The sequence below is a fragment of the Bacillus sp. JZ39 genome, assembly GCF_053903145.1.
The window spans coordinates 1,748,647-1,761,148 of the sequence record NZ_CP096389.1 but is presented as its reverse complement, the minus strand read 5'-3'; the positions used below and the strand labels follow the sequence as shown (position 1 = coordinate 1,761,148).

The window sequence follows — 12,502 nt, the reverse complement described above, 5'->3', positions numbered from 1 at the left end:
CACGCTGCCTCCATTTCACCTGCAAAATTTATATATATTTCAGTTAATTACCATATAAACCTTTGATTCTACTTTTGACTTCTTCATGATGAAATGTTTTCTCATGCATCATCAATTCCTGTTCAATGACGCGCGGCAGCTGATCGCGAAGCGGGGCAACCAAATGATCTTTCAGTGTAACCAGTGAGTTTCTCGGCTTTTCCGCCAATTCTTGCGCCAGCTCCACTGCATAATTTAACACTTCTGTACGGGGCAGCACCTTAAAGGGAACCCCTCTTTTTTCAAGATCAGCTCCGCGGTAGCTGCCCGCATTCAATAATATTTCCTGGGCCAGGCTGAAACCCAGTTTTTTAGGAACGATAAAGGTAGCGCCCATTCCAGGAGTAAATCCGTATTTCATAAAATTAGCCGTATACACGCTTTCCCTGCTCAGAATGACTATGTCAGCAAAGAGCCCCATGACAAAGCCGCCTCCAATTCCATGGCCCTGCATTGCCGCAATAACTGGAATCTCACAATCCAGCGCCAGAGAATAAAGATTGTCATCAGTGAACTTGGTCAATCCCTGTTGAATTCGAAGCAGTCCTTCTTGCGTTCCTCCTGAAGCAAAATAATTATCATATCCTGTCAAAATAACCGCTTTGTATTTGGGGTTCTGCCGTATGTATTCAAACGCTTGAATTAAACCATCTGTAAGTTCTTGTGAAAACGCGTTTTTATGAGTGCGATCTTGCATCTTTACCTGAATAATGGCGGATTCAATTTCGATAAGCTCTACAACAGAATGCGTCATGATGTCCTCCTAATGGTTCTGATTGAAACGGTTACTGATCCTCCCATGGGAATTGTCCTGTTTCAACATACCTGATGATTCCCATTTGGTTTTGAGGATCAGAAAACATGTTTTGATTTGCAGTTAAAGCGGTGGCTTTCGCACGACTGACTTGATGATCAAGTGAGCTCATAAACTGTTTATAATGTGCGATTCCTTTTTTATTCAGCCTCCGCAAACGCAATAAATGCTTTCTCAGCAGCACGTCACTTTCAGCATCATAAGCATCTATTAATCCCCATTCACTGGCTTCCTGAACGGAAATCGGCTTTGTCATAAGCGTCATATAATGCGCTTTCTGCCGGCCGATACGGTGGATCAGAAACGGTAAAACACAAGCAGGGTACAGGCCGAATAGCAGCTCAGAGAGACTGAATGACGCCGTCTGATCAGCAATGGCAATATCTGTGGCAGATACAAATCCAATACCGCCGGCATTCACTTTTCCCCTGACATGCGAAATCGTGACATAAGGGCCGGTCTGCAATTTCAGCCACAAATCATAGAGAGGCTCTTGAGAGCTTGCCTGTTTTCTGCCCCTTTTCATTTCCTGATAGATTTCTTGAAAATCAGCTCCAAAACAAAACACCTCGGGAAGCCCCTCTAAAACGACAACCGTCACCGTTGATGTTTCACATTGATTTAACACTTGCAAGCATTCTTCTATCAGCGTGTCATTAATTGTATTATTCGCTTCAGGACGGTGAAAGGTAATATAGCAAACCGACGCTTGAAAGCGGACCTTTATCGTTTGATAGGTCACGAGATCCACCTGTACTTCCGATGAAACTCAGAAATTTCTTCTAAAAACAAGCGCGGCTTCTCTTGAGTGGACTGCATGATGCCCGGCATCATCTCAAAGTCCAGCTTTACATTGCGCGTCCCAAACCGCACCATCCCGCTCCCCTTAAACAATAGCTCATACTCTTCCATGGAGAGCTGATACCGGCGATCCAAATGCTTCTCAATACCAAATGTTCGCTGACGCTCCTGGCCTTGCGGAGTTGTAATTCCGCTGTAGAATTCAGAACAGCAGCCGGATCCGTAGGAAAAACAGCCAATTCGTTTAGGCGAATCAAACCTCCCTTGGTCTATCGTGCTGGCCAATGCCAGAAACAAGGCTGCCCCCATAATATTTCCAACTCGTTGACAGTAGTTTAACCCTGGTTTTACCCGAGTTAAAAAATCCGTCTCAATCCCGGATGTTTTCACCTTCGCCACCTTACGCATCATTGTCCGGTGCGCGCCTTTCACCATCCCGCCAAAGGGCGTATGGTAAGCAAGATATTGAAACGTGTCCTGATAATTGGCACCCGGTACACGCTTTTGATATTCCAGAAAGGTCTGTTCGCAGCAATCCAAATATGACATTAAAGACAGATCAGAATCTCCCGCTTCACTGTCGGGAATGGGGCGGCACGTGTCCATCACTTCATAGCCGTAATAACCATTTGCTCCGGGATCTATCTGAAACACCTCGGGATTTTCGCCAACTAAAACGGCCACCGCTCCCGCTCCGGCGCTCGGTTCCGCATAAGACCAATCTTCGCTTAAAGCGTCTCCGCCCTCAGCGATTAAAAAACGTGAAATATCACTGGCGATAACCAGTGCTTTGGCACCCGGAGAAGTCTGGGATAATATAAAATTCACCGCCATCTGAAATCCCGCTGTCCCTGAATAACACGCCTGTTTAACCTCAAACAAACGGCAGTTGCGGTTGAGACCTAAATATTCATGGATATATGTACTTAACGATTTCCCAAAGTCGATCCCGGATTCAGAGCAAGTGATCAGCAATTCAATCCGGTCCTTCTCTGCTTCAGATAAAGCATCAATAATCGGCTTAGCTGCATTGACTCCGAAGGTCACGGGATCTTCATAAGGCAGTGCTACCGCTTTTTCTTTCATTAATAAGTTTTCAAATCTCGCAGTATCTAAGTGTCTGTATTTGGCCAGCTCCATGACATCAAGGTATGCCGTTCCGCCAAAGACATTCATCGCTTCTATTCCGGCTGAAACCATTTATGATTCGCCTCCACATTTCTCAATGTTTTGTATACAAACCGCGGTGTTCATTCCGCCAAACCCCATGCTTAAGCTCAGCGCATTTTTGATGCGGTATGAAATCGATTTCTCATTTACCCAATGAAAGGAATCATCGATTGGATGATCCAAATTCCTGCTCGGATGCAGGGCAGATTTTTTCATTTGCAGCAAAACAGAAATAATCTCTACGATGCCCGCCGCACTAAGCCCGTGTCCGGTTATCGATTTTGTTGCATTGATATAAGCATGGGAAAGCCGGCATGCACGGAGCGCCTTTAATTCTATTTCATCTCCAATAAAAGAGCCTGTTCCATGAGGATTAATATAATCAATATCTTCTGGTAAAAGCCTGGCACGCTCCAGTGCCTTCTGGATGACATGTATCTCTCCTTCTAATGAAGGATCAGGATTCCGGTTTCCGTCCAGTTTGATTGACCAGCCAGACAATGCTGCATAAGGTTTTAGACCTCTTCGTAAAGCCGTCTCCTTTCGTTCTATTACCAATGCACCGCACGATTCTCCATAGATAAACCCGTCTCTGTTTTGATCGAAAGGACGGCACGCATTTTCAGGTTCATCAGCATATTTGTCCGTCCCCATAGCGCCTAAAGCCCTTAGCGCCTCGCATTCCATATAAGAAAGATCCATTAAAGCACCAAGTGCTATGCAAGTATCAACTTCGCCTGACAGGACTTGCTGAATCGCATGAATGACTGCTAACTGGCCGCTGGCCGAAGCTCCTCCCACCGTATATGCTAATCCCGTGATGCCAAACTGATCTGTACATATCCCGCAAAGATCGCTGTCCATGAAAGACAGACCATACGCCGGAGAAATAAAACCGGAGCGGTCTTGATACCTTTCATAAACTTCAAAGTTTTCTCTCTGTTGAAAATTTGATCCGCCAACAACCAGTCCGATACGTGAGGAATCTGCATCGTCCAATTCAGCCTCCTCCCAAGCCTCTGTGAGAGTTACCAATGCAGCGCGGCTGGAGAATGATGCTTTTCGCAACATTTTTTTAGAGAGTCGGTCAGGATAAGACAATGACGCAATTTCGGCTCCGATAAACCGGCTGTCTTTTTGTCTGCCTGAACGCTTCATGACATCAAAGGCATGTCTGCCGGACAGCAGCGAGGAAGCAAAGTCCTCTTTCCCTTGACCGATAGAGGCCGTAACGCCTACACCGGTCACCACCACCTCAGGCAGATTGCACTTTGTCATAAAGCACCTCAGCTAATTCACCGATGTTTTTCACCCCGGATAGCTCAATGCGAGGGATTTTTAACGATAAATCCTCTAGCACCATCGTGATAATTTCAGCTCTGTCTACAGAGTCAGCTCCTAGCTCAACTAACTGATCTTCAGGCTCAAATCTGTGTCCGTCTAATTCAGGAAGCACCTCGCAAATATTGGTGATTAGTACTTCAAAGATTCTCTGTTTATCCATAATACGCTCTCTCCTTCGAGGGATTATTTTAATGATTTTTATAGGTGTATTTTCATAATATTCAAACTTTCATTTTTATGTTGTCTGTTTCATGCGACGGCTGATACATCGATTGCATCCGTTCATGAAGCAATACCGCCGTTTCTGTCATTAATTTTTTCCCGATTTCATCCACATGGCGGTTTCGCCAATTTTCTAATTGCGATCCTTTAACCCATTGATTAAAGGCTCCCAGCGCGGGACCGCAGTGAATTTGATAATCAACCTTCGAATGTTCGCTTCCGCTGATTGCCATTTTTGAGCTGTATCTGAAGTACCATCGGAAAATCAAAGCCATTTTATGCTTCGGGTTTTGTTCAGCCTTCTCAATGTCTGCCGCGGGATAATGCAATGCAATATCTTTATATATGTCTTCTATACTGCGTTTAAAGTATTTCTCCTCAAGCTGGGCCAGCATCTTTGCATCCAGCTCACGTATAGACCCATACCGCTGATACAGTTCATATAACTTGTTTGCCCGTGCGGGAAAGAACACGCCTTTCTTTAGCACCTGCACTTTACTGCCCGATTCAAACATATCACCTGCAGGCGCATAGGCTGTATCTTGTACATTCATCTGCTGAAGCAAATCCTTTACTTTATCACTTGTTGCCGCCTCAACCGTACATTGATTGATTGAGCCTGTTAGAATAAAATCAGCTCCTAGCATAAAAGCCGCCATCGCTGCCTCAGGTGTTCCAATTCCTCCAGCTGCACCAACTCTTATTTTTTTCCGGTATTGATATTTTTTCATCATTTCATCTCTTAAAGATGTCATCGCCGGCATCAGGCTGTATGCTACACCGCCATCTGTATGACCGCCTGAATCAGCTTCTACACAAATATCGTCAGCCATCGGAATGCACCGCAACAACTCAGCTTCGTTCATAGTGATTTTATTTTCTCCTAAAAGCTTTTGCAGCATATTCTCAGGCGCAGGACTCAGAAATGATTCTGCAACTTCCGGCCGTGATATTTTTGCTATGAGACGATTTGAGCATATAACGTCACCATTTTGATTTCGTTTCACTCCTTTCGCGCGGTACCTTACTAATGCAGGAGTGACACTTAAAAATGCTGAAGCCTCCACAATGCTCACTTGATTCCTCAATAAAAGATCGATCATTTTTTCTTCTGATTCAGTATGTTTCATATTGTGGACCAGATTGATGCCATAGGCTTGTCCTTTCCCTAATTCACCTTGTATAGCATGGATCGCATCTTCAACCTCTTTCAGGCTCAGACCTCCTGTGCCAAAGAACCCCATCATTCCCGCTCTTGACAGCTTTACTACCATTTCTTTCGAAGCAATGCCGCGGTACATTCCTCCTGCAAGATAAGCATATGTAAGATGATAATCTTGTTTAAATTCAGCGCTTCCTAAAGATTCTGCCGTAATCCCAGCTTGAACATTGCGTTGCTCCTTTAGATGCGCACTGATCGCGGGGTTTTTTTTCGGTATATATGTCAATGGTTCAGCTTCATTTTTAATCCGATGAATGAGACCGGTTAAAACAGTTCCAGGCCCAATCTCTTCAAACTCCATTTCTCCTCTTCCCATCAGGAAACGAATGCTGTCCGTCCATTTCACTGTGTTGTCCATCTGTTCAGATAATGTATCTTTTAACCGTTCCTGATGGTATGGTTCTGCATAGACATTGGAGATAACCGGGATCGCCAAAGGTGCAAATTGGAATGAGTCAATATATTGCTTAAATACCTGTTTGGCTTCATTCATATATCTGGAATGAAAAGCTCCGCTCACATTTAATGGATGAAACAGCTTTACATCCTTGGTGTTTTCAAAAATAGCCCGAGCTTTTTCAATCTCTTTTTTTGGGCCAGAAATCACAATTTGCCGGGGCGTATTTTCATTTGCCACATCAATGTCATGAAGACGGTGCTCTTCTAAAACGGCTGTAACTTGTTCCTTACTCAGGCCGATCACAGCAGCCATTCCGCCCTCTGTAATTCGTCCCATCAATTCTCCTCTTTTTTTGACGAGCCTTAATCCGGTTTCAAAATCAAATGCACCGGCTGCCATCAGCGCATTGTATTCTCCTAAGCTATGTCCTGCCGCAAAATCAGGTTTTCTGCCGGTCTCCTCCACTCTCTTCAAGTAACTGAGTGCATTAACAACGTACAAAGCCGGCTGCGTGTATTCAGTATGATTTACATCCAGATATGATTTTTCGGTACATAGCTTCTCTATTGAATAGCCCAATATTTGATCTGCTTGATCAGTCAAATGCTGATATTGTTCAAATAGGCCTTGTCCCATCCCCTTTTGCTGGGAGCCTTGCCCTGGAAAGACATATGTAATCATCTTGTAAACTTCCTTTCTGGTGTACGGAAATACTCAACCGTATTCAGATTTTTCAGCTCCTGATGAAATGGTGTTATGATTGAGCAGCAACGGTCAGCTGAATCACCCGGAATCAGCTGTTTCACAAAAGCAGCTAAGGTCCCGGATGGCCCTAAATCGATAAACTTGCATGTATGCTGGCTTTCCAAATATCGAATCGCTTCACGAAACATCATTGGCTTTCTGACCGCATTCCAAAAGAAATTCTCGTCCATTACGTGAAGGCAGCTTCCCGTTAAGCTCGATACAATCGGTATTGACGGTTTTTTAAAAGATTTTGATCTTAAAAATTCTGCATAGGCACTCTCTGCCGGATCAATAAGCGAAGAATGAAAGGCATAGGCCACAGGAAGCAGCTGGCAAAGAATCTGCTTCTCCTTTAAATCCTCCATAATCTTCCTCATATGATCTTCTTCACCAGAAATGACGAAGTGCGAATCATAATTGATAGAAATGAGTTCACTATTTCCAAACAGTAGCGGATAATCATTCAGCAATTGCGGTTTGTCCAGAATGGCCACCATTTTTCCTTTATCGCAGGAATTTTGGATGATAATAGCCTGTTCAAGTATGCAATCCAGTATATCCTCTGCGTCTGACACACCAGAAACTGCCGCTGCTGCGAATTCTCCCAGACTTGATCCCAATACGTAATCAGGAGAGATTCCCCTGTCTTCCAAAACCTTATATAAGGAAAACTCAATCATAAAAATGGCGGGGTGGGAAAAAAGAATACTGTCAAACGGATCTGACATACGTTTACCTGGATGGTAGATTTCTTCAACAATGGATGTGCCAATTCGCCGTGCTGCAATGTCATCCATTTCAAGCATAGATTGGCGAAACACGGTATTTTCCTTAAATAGTTCTTTCCCCATGTGATAGTATTGGGAACCTTGCCCGGAAAACATAAAAACAAGCGGTTCATTCATGTGTATAACCTTCTTTTTTTATATTTATGACGGCTATTGGATTTCTTATTTCCATGTATGTTGTAAAGCACATAGCAGCGATTGAAATGAAATTAATAAATGGAAAAGACATATGTGAAAAAGTAAAGGAGATTCAACTTGGAAGGATTGCTATTGGTGCTCTGGATGCGGTTCATTTATGATGTGATCGTAGATGTATGTTGATATCTCAAAATTGATGTAACATGATAACAGGATCAGCAAAGAACATCGACTCTATGATTGGTGGGTGAGGTTAAAAAATGGACCATCTAGATGTGGGAGCGATGGTTTGACAGACCGGCTGATATAGTTCAAATGTCTAACTTAATTTATCAGCCTCTTTATGTAACAGTATATAAAGTTATTCAATTAGAAACAGTGTCAATCGAACGATTGAATCTTTAAAACTTTATACCTTAAATGAAAGGAAATCTGTGTTTAGACCTGATTGATGAGGTACACGGCCATAGGGGCAAATGCTTTAGCGGGGCATTGCTTCCGCATCTTTCTTTATGCGATGAATTAACCCAGTTAAAACATTTCCAGGCCCTACCTCCTCAAACTCCATATGGCCTTTTTTCATTAAGTATCTTATGCTGTCAGTCCATTTCACTGAGTGATTAATTTGATCAGCCAGCGTCTGTTTCATGAATTCGTATGTATACGGTTTGGCATACACATTAGAAATAACCGGGATAGACGGAGGCGAAAAATAAAAGGCATGAAGGAATTCCTCGAATTCTTCTTTTGCTTTATTCATGTATCTGGAATGAAACGCGCCGCTTACGTTTAAGGGGAGTACCATTGTAACTTCAGTCATCGTTTCAAAAAGAGATGCGGCTTTTTCAATCTCATCTTTTTTTCCTGAAATTACAATTTGATATGGGGCATTCACATTAGCGATATCAACATCATGTAAATGATATTCTTTCAGAGCCTTTGCAACCTGCTCTTCATTTAGTCCCATAACAGCTGCCATACCGCCGTTGCTTATCAGACTCATCAGTTCGCCTCTTTTTCTGACAAGCTGTAAACCTGTCTTAAAATCAAAGGCTTCAGCTGCAAATAACGCATTGTATTCACCCAAGCTGTGCCCGGCGACAAAGTCAGGTTTAACTTCTTCATCCTTGATTTTTTTCAGATAGCTTAGTGCGTTTACCACGTATAACGCCGGCTGAGTAAATTGCGTTTTGTTTAAATTGGAATAAGGATTTTCCAGGCAAAGACGTTTGATTGAATATCCTAAGATCTCATCTGCCTGATCCGTCAGTTCTTTAAATTCATCGAATAGGCCGCTGCCCATTCCCTGTTTCTGTGAACCCTGACCTGGAAAAACATATGTGATCATTCTCTCAAAGCCACCCTTCCGATTAGTAGATGTGTTTCACTTCTGTATGACTTTATAATAGTGATGACCGGATAAATAGTAGCATGTTCATGTTGATGGTAACCTCTGTAAATATTATCCGTCAAGTTAATTTTTCCTACAGTTTGCTCGATTGTTTTTCTGCTTTTTTCCATTGAGGAATAAAGGATCAGGAGATATAACAGATCATAAGAAAAAAGACCCAGATTACGTATAGGGCGCCATATCATGATAATGCGCTTCATTTTCTTTCAAATGAGTTTTCAAAATAAATAACACCCATCTATGTAATCATTTTCGAAAATAAAAATCATTTAGATATTCGAAGAAAAATAGGATAATAGATTCAGAAGGATTATTTAAAATCAAAAATACCTTTTTGGTTTTTACGAGTGCGAAATTTCACAAAATATTCTTTCTTATCAATTTGAAAGTAAATATTATGCTGATAAAGATCCTTTATCGAATGGCCGGGCAATTTGCCAAATGAGTGACCAGGATACACCCGTACATGGGGTGAAACCTCCGACTTTATTCTTTGAATACTATCAAACATCTCTTCCGCAGAGCTGCCATCATCCTCACATATGCCGCACCCTTCTGTAAACACCGTATCTCCGGTAAAAATACTCTCAGAAAACAAATAACACATTCCGCCGGCTGTATGCCCCGGTGTGAGAAGGCATTGTGCTCTTGTGTTTCCTATGCTGATTGTCTGATGATCATCTAGGCTAATTAAATTTCTGCATCGGAATTGATAATAATCAATTTCTTTTTTTGACATATAAACTTGAGCGTTAAACATCTTCGTCAGCGGGTCTACCAGATTTACATGATCATAATGAGAGTGTGTCAATGCGACTGCCTTTAATTCCGCTTCGAGTCCAGAAAGTGTAGTGGTTATCTTACTCAATTCCCATGAGGGATCAACAACAATTGCAGATCTGCTTACAATATCTTCAATGATATAGCAATAATTCGTCCAGCCCTGATACCTTGTTTTAATTGGATGCACCTTGTAAGTAAGATTCATTTATACCATCCCTATCATGTAAAGTTCTTAAACGATGGACCAGTGTTCACCCCTCAGTCCGTCTTTCATTCCACTTTACCAAACAGCATGCTTGTTTTCCATTTTTTTCAGAGATCCTTGTTCTTTGAAAATAAAAAAGCGACTCTTTTGGACGCATGCCCAACAAGAATCGCTTTTCGCACTAGTGCCTTAAGGATGTCGTTTTTGTGTCTCACGTGTATCTTCCACGCAAATTGACTCTACATGCTGCATAATGACCCGCTTGATTCGGTCTTTATTCACGCGCACGGGGTCAAGCATGGCATGTAAAGCCAAGCCGTCAACAAGCGCGTAAAGTCTCTCAGCTTCAATGTCTTTATCAGCATTCTGCTTCAGTAAATCGGATTCATCTAAATAGGCAATCAGATTCCGCATGCCGCTGAAAATCCCGTCATGATTCGCATCAAACATATCCTTTTTATGTCTGGCGTAAGCAGTAAAAGCAAACCAAACCTCCATCTCTCTAATCGTTTCTTCATTCGTTGGGACCATTTCAAGCAAAATTTGCAACACTTTTTCCTTAGGGAGCAAATCCCTCACTGCAATGTCCTTAATTCGGTCCGTCACCTTTTCTTGGACAAGTTTCATTGCAAAAGCAAGCAATTCATCCTGTGTAGAGAAATAATGGCGCAGCGCACCTAATGACAATCCTGCTTCCTTTGCAATGTTCCTGGCTGATGCTCCCTCCATCCCTCGTTCTAAAATGACGCGCCACGTTGCTTCTGCAATTTGTTTTCTTCTTTTCTCATGGTCAATTTGTTTTGGCATAGCTTTATTGTAACAAGAAAAAAATGAGAGAGCAATTTTTATAATACAGTTGTGTTACAAAAACAAAGATGGTAACATATTATTTAAATAATACAACTGTATTGAAAAGAGGGGAATGGATTGAACGGTATCGCATGGATGATTGTTTTCTGTGAAATTGCGTTTTGGGTTGTCATTGTTTTGGGGCTTGCTGTACGCTACGTATTCAAACGACATACATTAGGACTGCTTTTCCTTGCCTTAACTCCAGTTATCGATTTGATCTTGTTAGCGGCAACTGGTGTGGACCTTTACCGCGGAGCCTCAGCGACCGCAGCCCATGGGATTGCAGCTGTTTACATCGGTATATCGATCGCTTATGGGAAACAAATGATTCAATGGGCAGATGAAAAATTTCAATATTATGTGACAAAAAAAGGCGCAAAACCGCTGAAACGTTTTGGAATGGATCATGCCAAGCACGGTGCGAAAGGCTGGCTAAGACATGTGCTGGCCTACTTAATTGGTGCGGGACTATTGGCAGGGATGATCTATTTTATCAATGACTCTTCCCGAACCGAGGCGTTGAGCGGCATTCTTAAACTGTGGACTGTCATTATAGGCATTGACTTTCTCATTACAGCCAGCTATTTTATTTGGCCAAAAAAAGAGAAAGCTTCGGCGAATCTCAGGAGTTAACATGAAGAAAAAGGCCTTTCCCTAGTGGAAAGGGCCTTTTTTGGTTTTGTTAAAATATGCTATACTATTTTCGTTAGAAAATAGACTTATAGATATTTTGAGCTGATTCAAGGGTGCTGTTTGTATGAGTAAGCAGGTGAAGGGAGTGTCATACTTGAACCAAAAAGAACAGAACGAGCACTCTAAAGATTTTAACCTGAGATCAAAATTAATCGGAATTGTATCTATCACTTTTATCGCGGCCATTGCGCTTGCAGTCATCTTCGGCGGCTTTTTCTTCGGGATGAAAGGCTTATTCTCCATACTTGGCATCACATACGCTTCCAATCAAACATTAGCTTTATTTATTTTAGCCTGCTTTGCTGTAGGTTTAATCATAGACCCACTCACAAAGATTCTCTCTATCATTTTGGCAAAATCACTTTCATTGAAAAAGACTGCACTTTTTGCTTTTATACTGTATTTTATCAGCAATCTTATAACGATCTGTTTTGCAGATTACTTTATGCAGTCTATTTATATTCCAGATGTCTTGCTTGTTGTGATATCAGCTTTCATGGCTTTCATTGAACTTGCTTTTGATAACCAGCCTAATAGAGAAGCAGCTTAAAGCCGATGGCAGATATGGAAAATTCATAACACCCTATATTTGGACATCACCAGTTATATAAACGAAAAAATCTCCCTGTTCACACGAACAGGGAGCAAAACACAATGTTGTAATTTAAATTCTGCATTCTAAAATGATTCTCACATTTGGATCATCAAGTTCATCCAAAAAGATAATGATCTTCGGACCACATGCCATATGTTTCCACCCCCTCACCCAAAATATACATTAATCCCAATTGCCTGTAAATGGAAATTTTGTTATACGGAGGAACCATGAAGTATAATGCGTTAACACTGCTCACACGTTTACAACCGTTTCTT

General features: G+C 42.0%; 13 protein-coding genes. 2 read left to right on the top strand and 11 right to left on the bottom strand.

Annotated elements, in window-relative coordinates; all coding sequences use genetic code 11:
• Positions 1-43: 43 nt before the first annotated feature.
• The 11 genes from M1D65_RS09160 to M1D65_RS09110 all read right to left on the bottom strand — a co-directional run bounded on the left by M1D65_RS09160 (position 44) and on the right by M1D65_RS09110 (position 10,891).
• Positions 44-793, bottom strand: a complete 750-nt coding sequence (locus M1D65_RS09160) for a polyketide synthase (protein ID WP_064671401.1) — start codon at positions 791-793, stop codon at positions 44-46.
• Between the two features lie 31 nt (positions 794-824).
• Positions 825-1,604, bottom strand: a complete 780-nt coding sequence (locus M1D65_RS09155) for an enoyl-CoA hydratase/isomerase (RefSeq protein WP_072173348.1) — start codon at positions 1,602-1,604, stop codon at positions 825-827.
• Positions 1,592-2,854, bottom strand: a complete 1,263-nt coding sequence (pksG, locus tag M1D65_RS09150; RefSeq protein ID WP_072173347.1) for a polyketide biosynthesis 3-hydroxy-3-methylglutaryl-ACP synthase PksG — start codon at positions 2,852-2,854, stop codon at positions 1,592-1,594. The genes M1D65_RS09155 and pksG overlap by 13 nt, the downstream gene beginning before the upstream one ends.
• Positions 2,855-4,102, bottom strand: a complete 1,248-nt coding sequence (pksF, locus tag M1D65_RS09145; RefSeq protein ID WP_003245287.1) for a polyketide biosynthesis malonyl-ACP decarboxylase PksF — start codon at positions 4,100-4,102, stop codon at positions 2,855-2,857.
• Complete coding sequence (locus tag M1D65_RS09140) at positions 4,080-4,328, bottom strand: acyl carrier protein (protein WP_003231809.1); 249 nt, start codon at positions 4,326-4,328, stop codon at positions 4,080-4,082. The genes pksF and M1D65_RS09140 overlap by 23 nt, the downstream gene beginning before the upstream one ends.
• Before the next feature lie 61 nt (positions 4,329-4,389).
• Positions 4,390-6,693: an ACP S-malonyltransferase gene (gene fabD / locus M1D65_RS09135; RefSeq protein WP_456270845.1), complete on the bottom strand. Its 2,304-nt coding sequence runs from the start codon at positions 6,691-6,693 to the stop codon at positions 4,390-4,392.
• Positions 6,690-7,664 carry an acyltransferase domain-containing protein gene (locus M1D65_RS09130; RefSeq protein ID WP_456270844.1) on the bottom strand — a complete coding sequence of 325 codons (975 nt, stop codon included), beginning with the start codon at positions 7,662-7,664 and terminating at the stop codon, positions 6,690-6,692. The genes fabD (M1D65_RS09135) and M1D65_RS09130 overlap by 4 nt, the downstream gene beginning before the upstream one ends.
• Positions 7,665-8,166: 502 nt before the next feature.
• Complete coding sequence (gene fabD / locus M1D65_RS09125; RefSeq protein ID WP_021479264.1) at positions 8,167-9,033, bottom strand: ACP S-malonyltransferase; 867 nt, start codon at positions 9,031-9,033, stop codon at positions 8,167-8,169.
• Entirely contained in the window at positions 9,030-9,296 is a 267-nt protein-coding gene (locus M1D65_RS09120) for a hypothetical protein (RefSeq protein ID WP_283857359.1), read from the bottom strand. The genes fabD (M1D65_RS09125) and M1D65_RS09120 overlap by 4 nt, the downstream gene beginning before the upstream one ends.
• A gap of 110 nt (positions 9,297-9,406) precedes the next feature.
• Positions 9,407-10,084 carry an MBL fold metallo-hydrolase gene (locus tag M1D65_RS09115; RefSeq protein WP_169037513.1) on the bottom strand — a complete coding sequence of 226 codons (678 nt, stop codon included), beginning with the start codon at positions 10,082-10,084 and terminating at the stop codon, positions 9,407-9,409.
• Positions 10,085-10,273: 189 nt separating this feature from the next.
• On the bottom strand, positions 10,274-10,891 hold the full coding sequence (locus tag M1D65_RS09110) for a TetR/AcrR family transcriptional regulator (protein WP_015383700.1): 618 nt from the start codon (positions 10,889-10,891) through the stop codon (positions 10,274-10,276).
• 120 nt (positions 10,892-11,011) lie between these two features.
• On the opposite strand from M1D65_RS09110, the gene M1D65_RS09105 reads away from it, so the two are divergent.
• On the top strand, positions 11,012-11,569 hold the full coding sequence (locus tag M1D65_RS09105) for a hypothetical protein (RefSeq protein ID WP_032725722.1): 558 nt from the start codon (positions 11,012-11,014) through the stop codon (positions 11,567-11,569).
• A 154-nt stretch (positions 11,570-11,723) separates the two neighbouring features.
• Complete coding sequence (locus tag M1D65_RS09100; protein WP_080286208.1) at positions 11,724-12,179, top strand: regulatory YrvL family protein; 456 nt, start codon at positions 11,724-11,726, stop codon at positions 12,177-12,179.
• The last annotated feature ends 323 nt before the right edge of the window (positions 12,180-12,502 follow it).